17 protein-coding genes are annotated in these 16,397 nt (G+C 69.2%); 1 reads left to right on the top strand and 16 read right to left on the bottom strand.

Annotated elements, in window-relative coordinates; translation table 11 throughout:
• Window positions 1-21: 21 nt before the first annotated feature.
• The 13 genes from R4P95_RS10800 to R4P95_RS10740 form a co-directional block, all read right to left on the bottom strand.
• Window positions 22-1,056, bottom strand: a complete 1,035-nt coding sequence (locus R4P95_RS10800) for an NAD-dependent epimerase/dehydratase family protein (RefSeq protein ID WP_317744863.1) — start codon at window positions 1,054-1,056, stop codon at window positions 22-24.
• On the bottom strand, window positions 1,047-2,366 hold the full coding sequence (locus R4P95_RS10795; RefSeq protein WP_317744864.1) for a UDP-glucose/GDP-mannose dehydrogenase family protein: 1,320 nt from the start codon (window positions 2,364-2,366) through the stop codon (window positions 1,047-1,049). Before R4P95_RS10795 ends, R4P95_RS10800 begins: the two co-directional genes overlap by 10 nt.
• Complete coding sequence (locus R4P95_RS10790) at window positions 2,359-3,321, bottom strand: glycosyltransferase family 9 protein (RefSeq protein WP_213572116.1); 963 nt, start codon at window positions 3,319-3,321, stop codon at window positions 2,359-2,361. Before R4P95_RS10790 ends, R4P95_RS10795 begins: the two co-directional genes overlap by 8 nt.
• Window positions 3,312-4,016 carry an SDR family oxidoreductase gene (locus R4P95_RS10785; protein WP_213572115.1) on the bottom strand — a complete coding sequence of 235 codons (705 nt, stop codon included), beginning with the start codon at window positions 4,014-4,016 and terminating at the stop codon, window positions 3,312-3,314. Before R4P95_RS10785 ends, R4P95_RS10790 begins: the two co-directional genes overlap by 10 nt.
• A 28-nt stretch (window positions 4,017-4,044) precedes the next feature.
• Window positions 4,045-5,475 (bottom strand): PfkB family carbohydrate kinase, encoded by a 1,431-nt coding sequence (locus R4P95_RS10780; RefSeq protein WP_249353760.1) that lies wholly within the window; start codon window positions 5,473-5,475, stop codon window positions 4,045-4,047.
• On the bottom strand, window positions 5,472-5,999 hold the full coding sequence (locus R4P95_RS10775) for an SIS domain-containing protein (protein ID WP_397517650.1): 528 nt from the start codon (window positions 5,997-5,999) through the stop codon (window positions 5,472-5,474). The genes R4P95_RS10780 and R4P95_RS10775 overlap by 4 nt, the downstream gene beginning before the upstream one ends.
• 68 nt (window positions 6,000-6,067) lie before the next feature.
• On the bottom strand, window positions 6,068-7,111 hold the full coding sequence (locus tag R4P95_RS10770) for a glycosyltransferase family 9 protein (protein ID WP_249353757.1): 1,044 nt from the start codon (window positions 7,109-7,111) through the stop codon (window positions 6,068-6,070).
• On the bottom strand, window positions 7,108-8,673 hold the full coding sequence (locus R4P95_RS10765; protein ID WP_317744865.1) for an HAD-IIIA family hydrolase: 1,566 nt from the start codon (window positions 8,671-8,673) through the stop codon (window positions 7,108-7,110). The genes R4P95_RS10770 and R4P95_RS10765 overlap by 4 nt, the downstream gene beginning before the upstream one ends.
• Before the next feature lie 8 nt (window positions 8,674-8,681).
• A complete protein-coding gene (locus R4P95_RS10760) occupies window positions 8,682-10,322 on the bottom strand; it encodes a carbamoyltransferase (RefSeq protein ID WP_317744867.1) in 1,641 nt (546 codons plus the stop codon).
• A 119-nt stretch (window positions 10,323-10,441) separates the two neighbouring features.
• The gene (locus R4P95_RS10755; RefSeq protein WP_317744869.1) at window positions 10,442-11,392 is read right to left on the bottom strand and encodes a UDP-glucuronic acid decarboxylase family protein; all 951 of its coding nucleotides are present in this window, start codon (window positions 11,390-11,392) and stop codon (window positions 10,442-10,444) included.
• Window positions 11,393-11,415: 23 nt separating this feature from the next.
• Window positions 11,416-12,630, bottom strand: coding sequence for a glycosyltransferase (locus R4P95_RS10750; RefSeq protein ID WP_317745119.1), 1,215 nt, complete (start codon window positions 12,628-12,630; stop codon window positions 11,416-11,418).
• A gap of 43 nt (window positions 12,631-12,673) precedes the next feature.
• Window positions 12,674-13,645, bottom strand: a complete 972-nt coding sequence (locus R4P95_RS10745; protein ID WP_317744870.1) for a glycosyltransferase — start codon at window positions 13,643-13,645, stop codon at window positions 12,674-12,676.
• Between the two features lie 150 nt (window positions 13,646-13,795).
• Entirely contained in the window at window positions 13,796-14,038 is a 243-nt protein-coding gene (locus R4P95_RS10740) for a CsbD family protein (RefSeq protein ID WP_109329899.1), read from the bottom strand.
• A gap of 216 nt (window positions 14,039-14,254) precedes the next feature.
• Between R4P95_RS10740 and R4P95_RS10735 the strand changes: the two genes are divergently transcribed.
• Window positions 14,255-15,082 carry an SDR family NAD(P)-dependent oxidoreductase gene (locus tag R4P95_RS10735; protein ID WP_317744871.1) on the top strand — a complete coding sequence of 276 codons (828 nt, stop codon included), beginning with the start codon at window positions 14,255-14,257 and terminating at the stop codon, window positions 15,080-15,082.
• Between the two features lie 31 nt (window positions 15,083-15,113).
• Here R4P95_RS10735 and R4P95_RS10730 read toward each other — a convergent pair whose 3' ends face one another.
• The 3 genes from R4P95_RS10730 to R4P95_RS10720 form a co-directional block, all read right to left on the bottom strand.
• Window positions 15,114-15,314, bottom strand: coding sequence for a hypothetical protein (locus R4P95_RS10730; RefSeq protein ID WP_249353756.1), 201 nt, complete (start codon window positions 15,312-15,314; stop codon window positions 15,114-15,116).
• Window positions 15,311-15,889 (bottom strand): carboxymuconolactone decarboxylase family protein, encoded by a 579-nt coding sequence (locus tag R4P95_RS10725; RefSeq protein WP_317744873.1) that lies wholly within the window; start codon window positions 15,887-15,889, stop codon window positions 15,311-15,313. The genes R4P95_RS10730 and R4P95_RS10725 overlap by 4 nt, the downstream gene beginning before the upstream one ends.
• 134 nt (window positions 15,890-16,023) lie before the next feature.
• A complete protein-coding gene (locus R4P95_RS10720) occupies window positions 16,024-16,347 on the bottom strand; it encodes a hypothetical protein (RefSeq protein ID WP_213572108.1) in 324 nt (107 codons plus the stop codon).
• Window positions 16,348-16,397: the final 50 nt, after the last annotated feature.

Below are 16,397 nucleotides of genomic sequence, written 5' to 3'. Positions count from 1 at the left end.
CGCACTCGTAATCGACAGGGGTCACCGGGTCCCGTCGAACGGCGATCGGCGGCGCAGCACAGGACTGTCTCCGGCATCGCCGCCGATGACGCCGCGTACCGCCGCGTCGAGCGTGTCCTGCGCCGAATACCGGGGTTCCCACTGAAGTTCGCGGCGGGCCCTGGCCGAATCGAGCAGGGGAACCGAATAGGCCAGATCGATCCACCCGCGGTGGACAGGTTGCAGGTGGGCTCGCCACGTCACGTCGACGAGAAGCGTCAGCAGCGAGCGCGGCACGTGCACGGGGCGGGCGTGGAGCGCAGCACCGAAGTTGTCCGTGCCCAGCGGGGGATCGACCGACAGATTGAACGCCCCGGTGGCCCGCTCGAACACCATTCGAGCCAGCGCGTCGGCAACATCGTCGGCGTGGACGGCCGGGATCGCCAGCGCGCGGTCCAACGGGAGCAGCGGAAGATACTTCAGAACGCCCGCCGGAATGCCCCGCGGCAGGGTGTAACGGCCGAGTTCGCTGCCCGCTGCCCGCTGGCCGATGAATCCCGGCCGTACGCGGGTGACGGCCACCGAGGAATTCTTTTCGAAGTCGTCGAGTCCCGCCTCGGCGGCGGCCTTGTCGACGCTGTACACCGAGCCCGGCACACCGCCGCGGGGTGCGGACTCGTCGACCGTCCGTCCGGGGGCCGGTGAGTACACCGCCCCGGACGACATATGGATCAGATGCGCTACACCGGCGGCCTCGGCTGCGGCCGCCACCGCCAGGGTGCCGTCCACGCCGACGCGTCGGAGATAGTTACGGTCGTGGGTGGGTTGGAACGCCCACACGAGGTGGATCACCGCGTCGGCGCCCTCGAAGATGGGCCGCAACAGGTCGATCGCATCGGGGTGCGCCACGTCGATCGCGTGCCACTGCAGCCCGTCGTACGGCGGGACCTGCGCGGGAGGTCGTCGTGCGAGCCCCACCAGCTCGAGGTCCTGGTCGAGGAGCTCGGATCCGCCTCGGAGCCGGTGAAGCAGGGCGGTGCCGACGTTACCGGTCGCCCCCGTGATGATCAGCCGCATCGCTGTGCCTCGCCGTCCCCGAGTCCGTTCGACACGAGCTGAAAGCCGGAATCTCTCAACACGGCGGGGTCCAGGAGGTTCCGCGTGTCGACGATCGCCTTACGCTGGGCGAGTGTGCCGACGAGGTCCCAGTCGAGGGTTCGGAAGTCACTCCATTCGGTCAGAAGCACCAGCACCGCCGCGTCTTTCGCTACCAAGTAGGGGTCGTCGACCACCTGCACACCCGGGATCGTCGGGGAGGCCGGCGACACTCCGGGATCGTAGGCGGTGAGCACGGCTCCTTCCTCGGACAGTGCGGCCGCGACGGTGAGCGCCGGGGAGTCGCGGACGTCGCAGGTGTCGGCTTTGAACGCCAGGCCCAGCAGCCCGATGCGTACCCCTTCGAGGGAGCCGCCTGCTTCGATCCCGGCGGCCTGCCGCGCTTTGGCGACCACCCGGTGCGCCTGCGCGGCATTCGTCTCGAGCGCCGCACGCAGCAAGGGAAACGACACGCCCCCGCGTTCCGCGGTCGCCAGCAAGGCGTGGGTGTCCTTGGGAAGGCACGATCCTCCCCAGCCGGGCCCGGGGTTCAGGAAGCTGGCCCCGATACGGTGGTCGGCGCCCATGGCCCGTCCGACGTCGCGGATGTCGGCGGCGAAGTGATCACACAGGTCGGCGAGGGTGTTCGCGTAGGACAACTTGAGTGCGAGGAACGCGTTACTCGCATACTTGGCGAGTTCGGCACTGGCCGGATCCATCCGCAGAACCGGCGCCTCGACGCCGGCGTAGAGGTCGACGACGCGTTGCCCGGCGTCCGCGTCCGAGGCGCCGACGACGATGCGGTCGGGGTTCAGGAAGTCGTGTACCGCATGGCTTTCCCGCAGAAATTCCGGGTTGCTCACCACGGTGATCCCATGGGGTTCGAGGCGTTCGCCGATGCGGATGGTGGTTCCCACCGGCACAGTCGATTTGGTCACCACAATACTGCCGGGTGCGAGCAGTGCCGCCAGTTCGGTAACCACGGCGTCGACGGAAGAGAGATCTGCGGCGCCGTCCTCACCCATGGGGGTGGGCACGCACACGAATACGGTGTCACACAACGCGAGTGCGGTCCGGTCGGTGGTGATGTGCAGGCGTTCCGATGCCACACCCTGCGTGACGAGCCGTTCGAGTTCCGGCTCGAGGAAGGGCAGCTCACCACTGCGCAGGGCCTCGACGCGGTGCGCGTCGATGTCCACCAGGGTGACTCGGTGTCCCAGATCGTAAAAGCCTGCGCCGCTGGTCAATCCCACGTAGCCGGCGCCCACGACGCCGACGTGCCGGTCAGACATCCAGCCCTCCTTCCATCACGTGCTTGTCTGCACATACCTCGCCCACGGCGCCCAGCACGTCCTCGACGGTGATCGCCGCGAGCCCGGGGTCGAGACTGTTCCCGTGCGGGTCACCGCGCCGTCCGGACCACAGGCACGCGTGCTGCGGGCGGCGAGGCGGTCCCCAGTGTGCGGGTGAGACCGGACCGAACAGGATCACCGACGGAGTGCGAAACGCGGTGGCCAGGTGCGCGATCCCGGTGTCGCCGCACAGGACCAGTCGCGCATCGGCGACCACTGCCGCGGTCCCGCGCAGCGACGTCTCGCCCGCCAGGACGGCGCCCGGCGGCAGTCCGGCGGAATCGGCAACCGCTTCCGCGAGGGGCCGCTCACCTGCACTCCCCGTGACGACGACGCGATGCCCCTGGTCGGCGAGGACGCGGGCCACCGCTCCGAAACGGTCCACCGGCCAGCGGCGGGCAGGGGACGCCGCCCCCGGATGTATGACGACCGCGCCGGGGGCGGCGGACGCCTCCGGTGGCGGGGTGAGATCGAGATCTGCGGCATTACAGGGGATTCCGAACCAGTCGAGGAGGGAACACCACCGCTGCGCCTCGTGCTGGTCCGCCACCCATTCCGGCCCCGGGAGGTCCGGGTAGTCGGCGTGCCGATAGGTCAGGGTGCGGCGCGGATTCTGGCGCAGCAGATCCGCGATGCTCTCCGGGCCGCGCCCGTGGAGATTGACCGCCAGGTCGAGCTCTCCGCCGCGGAAGTCGAGGGCGCCGAGACCGGCGGTCGGAACGAGTTCGTCGACTGCGCCGATCAACTCCACGAGTGGCGCCAATTCCGCGGGGGCTGCGAGCGCAAGCCGCCGGTCCGGACAGGACCGGCGGAGCCCGCGCAGAGCGGGCACCGCGGTCAGGAGGTCGCCGATGCCGAGCGCGCGCAGGACGAGGACGGTCGGCGTCAGGGCCATGAGCTCTCGGTCGACGAGCACACGACCATCTCTCGAACCTCACATCCGGGGGGCTGGCTCAGGGCGAACAGCACCGTGTTCGCGACGTGCGCCGGATCGTTCAGCTTGGCATCCGCCGGCGGCTTGTACTGCTCGTCGCGTCCGTCGAAGAAGGGAGTGGTCATTCCGCCGGGAATCAGCAGCGTGACGCCTACCTCGCCCGCGGTCTCGGCGGCGAGAGCCCGGGTGAATCCCACGACACCGAATTTGGCCGCGCAGTAGGCGGTGGCATCGCTGACCGCTTTGATCCCCAACGTGGATGCACAGGTCACCACCGTTCCGCGGGATTCCTTCAGGTGCGGCAGCGCCGCACGAACCACCGCCACCGTGCCCAGGAGATTGACGTGCACCACGCGCTCCCAGTCCTTGGTGGGGACGGTGTCGAGCCGGCCGCAACTGTCGATACCAGCGGCCGTGAACACGCCGTCCAGCCGCCCGCCCGCCCTCTCGACGAGGTCGTGCACGGCCTGTTCCGCCGCACCGGAGTCGGCGAGGTCGGCGATGATGTACTCGACCTCACCCTCCGGCGCCACCCGGTCGATCACGAGCGGCCTACCGCCGCGCTCCCGCACGGCGCGGACCGTCGCCGCGCCGAGACCGGACGCACCACCGGTGACGAGTACGGTACCGATCCGATCGTTGCTGGCTGTTGTCATCAGGGCTCCCTTCGAAAGTTGAGGGCCGTCACCGCGGCCCGGGGTAGTTGCGGCCGTCACGGGATTCGGCTCGAGTTGCCGCCCGGGCGGTCGCGAGCATCCGGGTCGTCGAGTAGCCGTCGACGACCCGCACGAACACCACGTCACCGCCGTGCCGCCGCACCACCTCCGCTTCCGGAATTTCCTTGTCTGCGTAGTCGTCGCCCTTCACCCACACATCCGGGCGTAGGCGTTCCAGAATTTCGGCGGGCGAGGACTCGTCGAAAATCACCACGGAGTCGACCGAACCGAGTTCGGACAACACCCGCGCGCGGTCCTCGGCGCGTACGAGGGGACGGTCGGCGCCTTTCATGCGGCGCACCGAGTCGTCCGAATTGAGGCAGACGATCAACGCGTCACCGAGCATGCGTGCCTGCTGAAGAAGGCTCACGTGCCCGCGGTGCAGCAGGTCGAAACAGCCGCCGGTCGCCACCAGCCGTCCACCGTTCCGGCGCACGCGGTCGGCGAACGCGTACGGGTCGGTGTGAGCGTCGCCGCCGCCGAGGGCTGGCGCCTGCGTGGAGGAACACACCGAGACCGCGGAGGCCCCGCCGAGGCCGACGAAGCGGGCGGCCGATTCGACCGCCGCGGTCACCGCCTGCTCGACCGAAGACCCGTCCAGAAGTGCGGTGGCCGCCGCACTGGCGAAGCGATCTCCGGCGCCGCACGTGTCGGGCCTGCTCGCCGCCGCGAGACGGGCCGATTCGGGGACGGCGATCATTCCGCTCGTGCCGGGTGACCGGGTGGCGAGGGCTGCCCCGGCGGCTCCGACCGTGACCGCCACTGCGTCGCTGTCCCACCGCACGGTCAGCCCAGCGGCTCGGTCGAGCGGTCCACGCGCCTCGGGTTCGGCTCGGGTGGCCTCCGCGTCGTTGGGTGTGATCAGCCGGGCGCCCGGCACCGGTTCCGGGCCGCGGGGATGGGGATCCCACACCACCGGAACGTGCGCGGCGCGTTCGGCGACGAGCGCCCGGATCTCGGGGTGGTTCGCCATTCCACGTCCGTAATCCGACACGAGGATGGCACCCGCACCGGTGATCGCCGCCCGCACCTGCGCTCCCAACGGCTGGGTTGTCGCGATCCCGCCGCCGGAATCGAGGCGGACCAGGGACTGACCTCCCGCGCGGACCCGGGTCTTGCAGACCGTGGTGCCGACGAGGGGCACCGCGACGACCTCGACGCCGGAGCCGAGCAGATTCGTGAGCCGGTCGGCGTCGGCATCGGTACCGAGAGCGGTGACGAGCACGACCTGCCCGGTGGATCTGGCTGCGAGGAGTGCGGCGAGGCCGGCGCCGCCGGGCCGTTCCCACCGCCGCTCCACGTCGACGACGGGCACCGGCGCTTCCGGGCACAACCTGTCCGCGCTACCTTCGATGTCGACGTCGAGCAGGGTGTCGCCGATCACCACGAGCGGTGTCACGAGGTGACTCCCAGTTCGGCGTCGAGGGCGGCGCACAGCACATGCACCAGCGCAAGATGCATCTCCTGCACCGTCGCCACCGAGGGCGCTTCCACCGCGATGGCGTCATCGCACAGTGCGGCAAGGGGATTCGGTGCCGGACCCGTCAGAGCCCAGGTGGTCACGCCGATGTCGTGGGCGGCCTTGGCGGCGGCCACCACGTTGGGGCTGGTTCCGCTGGTGGACAGAAGCACGAGGACGTCGCCGCGGCGTCCGTGCGCCCGGACCTGCCGGGCGAACAGCTCTTCGACGCCGTAGTCGTTGAGAATGGCGGTGGCGGCCGAGGTTTCGGCGTGCAGGGCGATGGCCGACAACGGTCGGCGTTCGTCGCGGAAACGGCCGACCAGTTCACCCGTCAGATGCTGCGCCTCAGCGGCGCTGCCTCCGTTCCCGCACGCCAGTAGCCGCCCATCGGCCGCGAAGATCTCGGCGAGGCGGCGGCCCCAGCGGGCGATCGTCGGTGCGCACGGTCGGTTACGTGCCAGCGCATCACTGAGTTCCGCGAAATGCTCGACCGTGAACGTCCGGTCGTCTTCCGCTCTGTGGTCGTCGATCACGGCGTACCTCCTCCGTCGGTGCGGACATCCGGGTGCGCGGTCAACTGCTCGATGGCCGCGAGAACCTCCTCGGTGGTGACAGCGTCGAGACAGGGATGACCGGGCACGGGGCACTCGCGGGCCCGCGTCCCGGCGCAGGGTGCGTTCGCGCGCCCCAGAAGCCGGTGCGGAACCCCGTAGGGTGCCCACCTGTCGGCGGGCACCACCGGTGCGAAGAGGGACACCACCGGCGTGCCCACGGCCGCGGCGAGGTGCGCCGGCCCCGTATTCGGGGCCACCAGCACCCGTGCGCCGGCGAGGATCGCGGCCATCTCGAACATGTCGGTCGCGCCGCCCAGGTCGGTGGCCCAGTCCCCGGCGACGTCGCGGGTGAGATCCCGTTCCCCCGGAGTCCCGGTGACCAGTACGCGAAGACCCGCCGCCACCAGCCCGCGGACCAGGTCGCGGCTCCGATCTACCGACATCCGGCGGGCGGGGACCGCCGCCCCGGGGTGGACGACGATGTACGGGATGTCCCCGGTGACGGTGGATACGTCGGGCAGGGGTCGCCGAACCTCGAGCCGGCCGCGGTCACCGGCCGGCAGCGCGTACCCCGCGGCGGTGGCCAGCGACAGCGCGCGCTCGGCCTCGGGCGGGTCACCGCCGACATGGTGGCGCAGGTCGAGCAGTGCCCCGGGGTAGTCCTCACTGATTGCCCCGATCCAGGGCACCGCGGCCATCCGGAGTACGAGGGCGAGGGGGAGCGGTGACTGGTGGAACGAGGTGAGGATCAGCGCGCGGTCGAGTTCGAGTGTCTCGACCTGTTTGATCAGTTGGTGCACCGATTCGGCGGTGACGGGGGAGTGCTCGAAGTCGACCCACGGCGCCTGCCACTCGATGATGTCGTCGACGCCGGGCAGCAGTTCCGCCGCCGCACGGCCGCGGGGGCCGACCAGCATGGTGACGCGGGCGCTCGACTGCGCCACGGCCCGAACCGCCGGACCGGCGAGCAGGACGTCGCCTGCGCTGTCCAACCGGGCCACCAACGCGTTCCCCGTCAACGCCGATCTCCCATCGCCAGAGCGACCGCGGCCACGAGAGTCGGTGCCACTGCCGCTTTGCGGTGCGCGGCCGCCACCTCCTCGGGCAGTGTCCGCGTCGTCGGGACGAGGACTGCACGCGCACCGGCGGTCAGGGCGGCGTCGACGTCCGCTCCGGTGTCGCCGATCAGCACGCAGCGGCGTACATCCACCCCCAGTTCCTCCGCTGCCCGCCGGACCATCGCGGGATGGGGTTTGCGGCAGTCGCAGCCGTCGGCGGCGTCGTGCGGGCACACCTGCCAGGTGTCGAACGGCCCGAGAACCTCCTCGACCCGCGAATTGACCGCGGCCAGCCGCTCCGGGGAGATCAGGCCTTTCGCGACGCCCGACTGGTTGCTGATCACCCCGATCGGAACGCCGTGTGCGCGCAACCGCCCGAGAAGTTCGACCGCACCGGGAACGGGCCGCACGAGGTCGGGGTCCGAAAGATAGGGCACGTCGACGATGATCGTGTCGTCTCGATCGAACAGGACGGCGGCCGGACGTTCCCGCTCGGCCCGGCGCACCTGAAACTCCCCGCGTAGCCGCCACCCGCACGCGACGGGGGGAATCAGGACGCTGGTGAGAGCCATCCGGAACACCTCGCGGGGAGTACGCGGTCCGGGAAGGATCCGGCGCACCGCGAAGTCGACGGTGCTGCCGGCCCAGAGGGCACCGGCTACCACCGCCGTCCGCCGCTTGCCGGCCAGGCCCAGCGCCAGGGCCAGGCCGCCGGCCGCGGTCACGAGGACGTGTCCCCGCATGCGTCCGGGACCCTCGCCGATCTCGTGTCGCCAGTGCGGGCCGAACTTGCGGCGCATCAGGGCGTTGTCCGCATTGCCGGCCTGCGCACGCACACTCGTCAGCGTGGTCCCGCGTCCTGGCGGATGCGTGGTGACGCGGGCGCCGTCGACGATGCGGTACGCGGCGCGAATCACGCGCAGGGCCAGGTCGGCGTCTTCCCGGAAGGCGCGGGGAAACCGCTCGTCGAAGCCTCCGACGGCCTGGAGTGCGGACCGGCGATACGCCATGTCGGCGGTGATCCATCGGGCACCGGCCAGGGCTGCGGTCCTGCGTTCGTCGTCATCGGGCGGGCGGGACGTCGGGAGCGGCACCACGATGCGTGCCTGCGACGCTCCGACCGGGTCTTCCGCCGCGGCGGCCTCGGCCTCCTTCAGGTCGGCGGCGAGGTCGTCGAACCAGGTGGGCGCCACCATCACGTCGTCGTCGAGGAACGCGATCCAGGGGCTCGACGCCGCCCGCCAGCCGACGTTGCGGGCGGCCGCCGGACCGCGGCCTCCCGAGGAGAGGAGCCTGACGGGCAGATTGCCGGCACGCACCCGGAGTGGGGCGTGGTCGCCGGGACGGTCGTCGACCACCACGATGTCGTGCGGCCGCGGACCCGTGGCCGAGGCGAGCGCCCCGAGGAGACGTTCGAGACTCGGCCTGCCTACCGTCGGGATCACGACCGAGTAGGCGACTGCACTGTCCCCAGGTGCGCTGTCTCCGGCTGCGCTGGGTTCGGGCCGATCGTCCTCGCTCATGACCGGGTTCACCGTTCGGTCACCGATGGCCGCGTCACCACGAAAGGCCCGATCGCCAGGAGGTCGACGGGGGCCGACCCGAAACACTCGAGCGCGTCGCGGGGGCTGTCGACCATCGGCCGGCCTGCGGTGTTGAGGCTGGTGTTCACGACGACCGGCAGGCCCGTGAGCTTCTCGAACTCGGTCAGCATGCGCGCGACCAGTGGCTCGGCCCCCTCGCCCACGGTCTGGATGCGCGCGGTGCCGTCCACGTGGGTGACCGCCGGGATCCGGTCCCGCCACGCGGGGTGCACGTCGTGCACGAACAGCATGTAGGGGCTCGGTATCGGTCCGCGGCTGAAGATGTCGGCGGCGCGATCCGCCGCGACCATCGGCGCCACCGGGCGGAACTGTTCCCGGCCCTTGACGTCGTTGAGTCGTTCGAGGTTCTCGGCGCGGCCGGGGTGGGCCAGGAGGGATCGGTGCCCGAGGGCGCGGGGACCGAATTCGGCGCGTCCCTGAAACCAGGCGACGATCTTGTCGTCGGCCAGCGCCTCGGCCACAACCGCCGCGACATCGTCCGGTTCCGTGAACGGGACCTTCGCCGCGACGAGGGCTCCCCGGATCTCCTCGTCGGAGAATCCGCGGCCGAGGGCGGCGCCCGTCCACCGGGACGGCGGTTCACTCGCCTCGGCAGCGATGGCGAGCGCGGCGCCGAGTGCGGTCCCGGAATCGCCTGCGGCGGGCTGTATCCACACCTGTTCGAACGGACTGTCGGTGTGGATGCGGGTGTTGGCAACACAATTGAGGGCGATACCGCCGGCCAGGGTCAGTTGGGTGGCATTGGTTCGCCGGTGCAGCCACGAACACAACTCCAGCAGGACCTCTTCGAGCCGGGTCTGGATGGAGCACGCGAGATCAGCGTGTTCGGGGGCGAATTCGCCGTCCTGGGCGCGGCGGGGAGCAAGCGTGTCCCAGTCGATCGGCAGGGTCCGGAATCCGCCGTCGTCGGTGGTGAAGACCCGTTCGCGAAGGTACTCGAGATGGCGGGGTTTTCCGTACGACGCGAGCGCCATCACTTTGTACTCGTCGCTCGAGCGCGCGAACCCGAGGTGCTCCGTCAGGTCCTCGTACATCAATCCGAGTGAGTGTGGAAGCTGTTGCGTGGCAAGGATGTCCAACTTCCGGTCACGGTACTCACCGGCAAGCATCGAGGTACTCTCACCGCGGCCGTCGAGGGTGAGGACGGCCCCGTCGCCGAAGGGGGCGACGAGCCCGGCGGACGCCGCGTGCGCGACATGGTGCCGCACGAACTGCACCTTGTCGGGGTCGAGACCGGGTAATGCGGTGGCGAGAAAGCGTGGCGCGCGACGCGCATACGTGGTGCGCAGCTCTTCCCACCCGGGATCGAGGCCGTCGAGACTGTGGTCGACGAGTTCGGGATCGTACGAGTAACCCACGGCGTCGAGGTCCTGCGGACGCAGCCCACCGACCTCGAGGCACCACCTGGCTGCCTGCTCGGGTAATTCCCAGGTGGAGAAGGGTACCGGCCGCTTCCCGTGCTTCCGTCGGGAGAATCGTTCCTCCTCGGCGGCGGCCACGATCTGCCCGTCGACGACGAGCGCGGCCGCGGAATCGTGGAAGACGGCATTGATGCCCAGAATCCGCATAGCGCCTCTCTCGTTGTGCTCGATTCGGATGGCCAACGTGGCACGGAACGGTGTCGCCCGATCTGGGTGGCGGTTACCCTCGGAACGGGACCATAAACACCTATAGGTGATTTACCCGTTCACGCCGCGGCGGAGCGCTCCGTGACCCATCGGACCGTGCGACGCAGCCCCTCGTCGGCGCCGACGCGCGGTGCCCAGCCGAGCGCGCTCCGGGCGCGGGTGATATCCGGACATCGCTGCTGGGGATCGTCCTGAGCAGCAGGTATGTGCACGATCGGCGATCTGCTGCCGGTGAGGTCGAGGATGCGTTCCGCCACGGACAGGACCGTCATCTCGTCGGGATTCCCGATATTGACCGGACCCCGCTCCCTCGATTCGGCAAGCGCGCACAGGCCGGCGACGGTGTCGGTGACGAAACAGATCGACCGCGTCTGCCGTCCCGTCCCCGCCACGGTGATCGGTTCGCCGCGCAAGGCTTGACCGAGGAACGTGGGGATCATGCGCCCGTCGGCGTCGCGCATCCTCGGCCCGTAGGTGTTGAAGATTCGCGCGATGGCGATATCGCAGAGCCCCGCACGGCCGTACGCCGCGCACAGCGCCTCCGCGTACCGCTTGGCCTCGTCGTACACACTGCGCGGACCCACCGGGTTGACATTCCCCCAATAGCTCTCGCGCTGAGGATGTTCCAGTGGATCGCCGTACACCTCACTCGTCGAGGCGAGGAGGAACCGGGCCTCCTGCGCCACCGCCAGATCGAGTCCGTTCTTCGTACCGTGCGACCCGGCCAGCAGGGTTTGCACCGGCAGTCGTTGATAGTCGACCGGCGACGCCGGCGACGCGAGGTGAAAGACGACGTCGACCGAACCGACATCGGGAAACGGTTCGCTCACGTCGTGGTCGACGTACTCGAACAGGGGGGAGTCGCGCAGTGCCTGTACGTTGGCCGGCGTGCCGGTCGACCCGTTGTCCATGCAGCACACCGCTGTACCCGACCGGACCAGTTCCTCACACAGGTGAGAACCGACGAAGCCGGCGCCACCGGTGACCAATGCGCGTTCGAATCGTGTCATGAGCGTGTGGCCCCGGGTTCCGGTTACCGCGCGACGACGGAACCGGCGCCCTGCTCGGACGGGTTGATGCGCTGATAGGCCCGCACCGTGTCCGAGGCGATCCGATCCCAGGAGTACCGGGAGCGGGCCCGGTCGTGACCGGAGGCACCGAAGGCGGCGCGCGCCGCGTCGTCGGCCAGTAGGCGTCGTAACGCCGCTGCCAGCGCATCGGGATCCCGTGGGGGCACCAGCCGACCCGTTCCGCCGTCGACCACCGTGTCCAGCATGCCGCCCACCGCGGCGGCCACCACGGGAACGCCGCACGCCATGGCCTCGACGGGAACGATGCCGAACGGCTCGTACCACGGCGTGCACACCACGGCGTCCGCCGAGCGCAGCAGGGCGGGCATCCGTTCCCGGCTGATCTGGCCGGGCATCAGGACGCGATCCCGCACCCCGAGCTCGTCGGCGAGGTGGAGCAGCCGGGCGGCCTCGGGGTCCTCGGCGAGGCAGCCGTGCGCGGGACCGCCTGCGATCACCAGCTCCACGTCGGGCAGCTGCGGGAGGGCGGAGATGGCGATGTCGAACCCTTTCCTGGGCACCAGCCGCCCCACGGTGACGAGCCGGTGACGCGCCCGCGTCGGTTCCACCGGGCCGGTGGGGGTGAACAAGTCGAGGTCCACTCCGCACGGCACAACGGAAACACTCGAACGCCGAAGACCCATCCGCACCAGTTCGAACACCTCGTCCGAGCAGGTGGCCACGATGCGGTCGGCGGCTTTCGCGAGATCGAGCTCGAGCCGAATCCTGTCGTGCGGGCTGGTGTCGGCATCACCCTGATAGCGACGTTTCACCACGCCCAGCGCATGAAACGTCTGCACCGTGGGCACGCCGAGGGGGCGGGCAGCGGACTGGGTGGCCAGACCGGACATCCAGAAGTGGGCGTGGGCGACATCCGGTCGGTCCGCGGCCCAGGCGCCGCGCAGGTAGACCCCGAAATCGTCCATCCACGGCAGCAGGTCGTCCTTCGGGAGAACCCGGGGCGGACCCGCCGGCACATGAACCACCCGATAACCGGCGGGAGTCGGGACCTCGTCGGGCAGCGTGGTCGAATCGCGACGGGTGTACACGGTCACTTCGTGTCCCATCCTGACCAGGCCGGCCGACAGTTCGGAGACATGCACGTTCTGTCCGCCGGCGTCGACGCCACCGAGAGCGGCAAGGGGACTGGCGTGTTCGGACACCATCGCGATTTTCATCATCCTCCGTCCCGGCTCGCGCCGTTTATGTTGTGCGGGTGTTCTATTCGGAAGTCTCGGCCAAGAGTTCGTCCCACCGATCGAGGAAGGTGCCCAACCCGAAGTTCTGGAGGGCGAAGTCGCGCGCCGCCTTCCCGTGCAACTCGGCCCGGTCCGGTTCGTGCACGAAATCGGCGACGGCGCGTGCGAGTACGGAGACATCGGCGGCGATGACTCCGGCCTCCGGCGGAACCGAAGTCGGCACCTCCGTCGATGCCACCGCCACCACAGGCATTCCGAGGTGCATCGCCTCGACGAGCGACAGCCCGAGCGAAGTCCAGCGCGCCGTGTGCACGAACGCGCGCCGCCGGGCGACCTCACGGTGCAGTTCGGCGGTGAGCAGATCACCACATCCACGCACGCGACCTTCCGATCCGGGCGGTGTCCAGGTGTCCGTTCCGATTCCGAACACGTCTACCGGCGCCGCGGCCGCGAGGGTCGGCAGCAGATCGCTGCCGGTCACCCGCCACCGTCGCTGCGGTTCGTTGATCATCGTCGCGGCCCTGGGTAGTTCACCCGTGTAGAGGTGTCCCGGGTCGACGATTCCGTGGGAGATCACGTGCGTGCGCGCAGAACCGTTGTCCCACATCAGGTTATTGAAATGGGTAACGTGAACGATCGGTATGTCGGACTGGCCGGCGAGTGGATGCGGGGTGGTGGCGGCCCCGGCGGCGGGGGTGTTGTGTTCGAGATACAGTGCGGGAACGTCGCGTCCGGGCTGCCGCCCGAGCCATTCCTGCGCGAGTTCGAGTTCGTGTGGGCGCTGCAGGACCACGACGTCCACATTCGATCGGCGCAGCTCCTCGGGAGAGACCTCGCGGGCCGATTCCGGCCAGGGGCGACCGCAGCGGCCACGTCCCCAGTCCCCACCCTCCGGCAGGGTCGGGATCAGGTACCGGTGGCGGCCCTGAACGAACGCAGTGGTCCACGCACCGTGTACGTGCCACAGCACGATGTCGAGTTCGCGCTTCGGCATGCGTACAGAGTGTCCCGAAGAAGGAGAAGTAAACCGACCACCCCGGGAATGGGCGCCGCGAGGGGAGGTCCCGGCGCACGACTGCAGGCCCCGTGGCTCCTCTGCCCGGGGCCTGCAGTCGTACTGCTCGTCCTATTTACCCTGCTCGTCCTATTTACCCTGTTCGGCGCGCTGCCGGGCTTCTTCGGCCGCCGCCTCGCCGCGTGCCTTCTCGGCTGCTGCTTCCTTCTCCGCGACTTCGCGCTGAGCCTCGGCCTTGTCCTGCTGCGCCTGCCCTTCGCGAGTCATGCCGTCGTTGCCGGTCACAGCTCCCGCTGCTTCCTTCGCTTTGCCCTTGACGTCTTCGACGACACCCTTGACACCCTCGGCCGGACCTGACTTGTCGTCTGCCACTGAGATGCACCTCCTGGTCGGTGGACGCGCGCACGGACAATCCCGCACACACGCTCCGACTACCCGAGCGCCGTAGCGGCCAAACGACACCGATCCCTTCGGCGTGTGCTGCGTATTCGGCTCCCACTGAGGGGGACACCGCGCGTCCGGGGCCCGTTCCGCTTCCTATTCTCGGGCCGAGAGTAGAACCGCCCACCTCCTGTTAGGGGATTCACCGTGACAGATCCGGACATGCGCAAAAACTCGGTGGCGGTCGTCACGGGTGCGGGGAGTGGGATCGGAGCAGGACTCGCCAGGGCGGCAAGGCGGCGCGGTATGAGGCTGGTACTCGCCGACCTCGACGCCGCGGCCGTGCACGACCTTGCCGCAGAACTGGGCGGCGACACCATCGCCGTTGCCACCGACGTCGCGGATCCGGCGGACGTGGACGCGCTCGCCGATGCCGCCTTCGACACTTTCGGCCGAGTCGATCTGCTGTTCAACAATGCGGGCATCATGCGGGCCGGGTTCATCTGGCAACTCGGTGAATCCGACTGGGACACCGTGCTGGGCGTCAACGTGAGAGGTGTCGTCAACGGAATCCGAGCGTTCGTCCCCAGAATGATCGACCAGGACGGCACCAGTCGTGTGGTGAACACCGCCTCGGTCGGCGGATTCGCACCCGGACCGATGATGTCGCCGTACAGCGCGTCGAAGTTCGCTGTGGTTGCCCTGACCGAATGCCTGCAGATGGAACTGGCGATGGTCGAAGCCCCGGTGTCCGCGAGCGTCCTCGCACCCGGACCGGTGAACACCTCCGTGTTCGAGCATCCCTTCGGCCGGGTGTCGCACCCTGCAGTCGAGCGGATGGTCACGCAGATGCGGGACCTGCTCACCACGCACGGCCTCGACGCGGACACCTTTGCCGATCGGGTTTTCGACGGCATCGATCGCGGCGACTTCTGGCTCGTACCGCAGGGCGACCACCTCGACGAGATGGTCAGAGAACACACCGCCGCTATCCTCGAACGGCGAGAACCCGTCATACGGAGTTCCTTTCGCTGACCGCGCCCCCGTCTCCGGCCGGCCGGGACGGTCACCGCCGCAATTCCGCCACCTTGTCCAGCCATCCCAGCTTGTGCGGGTTGCGGATGGCGTAGATCCGGGTGATCCGGCCGTCCTCGACCACGACACTCACCACGGTGGAAGCGCCACCGATGTCGATCCGGGTGCCGAGCATCTCGTACGCGACGGTGAAGAGCAGGCTGCGGTGGGTGACGAACGGGTCGTCGGTCATGTCGTCGAACGGACTGCGAGCGGCTTCAGATCACACGCCGCCGCGAGCCCCTGTGATTCGATGCCGAATGCGACGTTGGTGCGGGTCATGAAATTCGCCAGCGCGATGAAGGCGGTGAGCTCCACGAGCGCGGGTGCGCCGAGCTGCTCGAGCAGGCGCGCCGACATGTCGTCGGTCACCGTCGGCGGGGTCTGGCTCATTGCTTCGGCGTACTCCAGAACTTTCCGCTCGAGCGGGGTGAACACGTCCGACTCGCGCCACCGCGGCACCTCCCGTGCCTTGGTCAGGTCGAGCCCGTCGTTGTGCGCCTGGAAGTATCCGTAGTCCAGGCAGAAGCTGCAGCCGATCAGGCTGGCCACCGCCATGTGGGCGAACGACTTCAGGTTCCTGTCACACCGATTCCACTTCTGTGCCTGACGACCGACGCTGAAGCTGAAGTTCAGCACTTTCTTGTTGTGCCACGCCACCTCGACCGGCTCGGCCACGTCGCCGAGCGTCTTGCGGGACATCCGTTTGACCACCGCGCCGTAGACGCCGGTCAGCTCGGCCTTGGGGATTCTGGTATTTCCGGCCATGACTCCTCCTCCGACTTGTGTGCTGTCGGCATGAAGACGCCGGTCACCCATCGAATGTGACACCCGAGCCGAAGATGCTTGCCGATCGGGGGAGGGGGAATTCTCCGGTCAGCCGAGAGGGGATGCAGCCCGGATCAATGACCTTCCTGGTCGGTGAGGGATTCTCCGTCGAGGGCCTTGACTCGCTTGCGCTCGAGGAGCACGAGTGTGGCGCCGCCGATGAGGCACACCACACAGATGATGGCGCCGATCACGGCCCAGCCCTCGAAACCGTAACCTGCTCCGACCAGTGTCGCCCCGAGCGCAGCGATTCCGGCGGCGATGAGGAAATACCCCGGCCAGTTGCGACTGTCGGTGATCGCTTCCCCCGCGTGCCCGCGGATGGTCCGCGCGTCGTCCTGGGGACGCTCGTTCTCGGAGGGGCCCTTCCCGGCCCCGGTGTCCGGCTGATACGTCACTGCCGACCTCCTGTGCTCATGTGACCGCGTCTATACGGACGATCCGGTGA

Origin of the sequence: Rhodococcus sp. IEGM 27, from assembly GCF_033142305.1 — a bacterium.
In the GTDB taxonomy this organism is placed as follows: Bacteria; Actinomycetota; Actinomycetes; order Mycobacteriales; family Mycobacteriaceae; genus Rhodococcus_F; species Rhodococcus_F oxybenzonivorans.
The sequence above is the reverse complement of the archived record's forward strand: the minus strand, read 5'-3'. Positions and strand labels throughout refer to the sequence as shown.

Excerpts from the sequence above, each read along its gene's own strand:
- R4P95_RS10800 (WP_317744863.1), bottom strand. The coding sequence starts at position 1,056 with ATGCGGCTGATCATCACGGGGGCGACCGGTAACGTCGGCACCGCCCTG.
- R4P95_RS10795 (WP_317744864.1), bottom strand. The coding sequence starts at position 2,366 with ATGTCTGACCGGCACGTCGGCGTCGTGGGCGCCGGCTACGTGGGATTG.
- R4P95_RS10790 (WP_213572116.1), bottom strand. The coding sequence starts at position 3,321 with ATGGCCCTGACGCCGACCGTCCTCGTCCTGCGCGCGCTCGGCATCGGC.
- R4P95_RS10785 (WP_213572115.1), bottom strand. The coding sequence starts at position 4,016 with ATGACAACAGCCAGCAACGATCGGATCGGTACCGTACTCGTCACCGGT.
- R4P95_RS10765 (WP_317744865.1), bottom strand. The coding sequence starts at position 8,673 with ATGAGCGAGGACGATCGGCCCGAACCCAGCGCAGCCGGAGACAGCGCA.
- R4P95_RS10760 (WP_317744867.1), bottom strand. The coding sequence starts at position 10,322 with ATGCGGATTCTGGGCATCAATGCCGTCTTCCACGATTCCGCGGCCGCG.
- R4P95_RS10755 (WP_317744869.1), bottom strand. The coding sequence starts at position 11,392 with ATGACACGATTCGAACGCGCATTGGTCACCGGTGGCGCCGGCTTCGTC.
- R4P95_RS10750 (WP_317745119.1), bottom strand. The coding sequence starts at position 12,630 with ATGAAAATCGCGATGGTGTCCGAACACGCCAGTCCCCTTGCCGCTCTC.
- R4P95_RS10745 (WP_317744870.1), bottom strand. The coding sequence starts at position 13,645 with ATGCCGAAGCGCGAACTCGACATCGTGCTGTGGCACGTACACGGTGCG.
- R4P95_RS10730 (WP_249353756.1), bottom strand. The coding sequence starts at position 15,314 with ATGACCGACGACCCGTTCGTCACCCACCGCAGCCTGCTCTTCACCGTC.
- R4P95_RS10725 (WP_317744873.1), bottom strand. The coding sequence starts at position 15,889 with ATGGCCGGAAATACCAGAATCCCCAAGGCCGAGCTGACCGGCGTCTAC.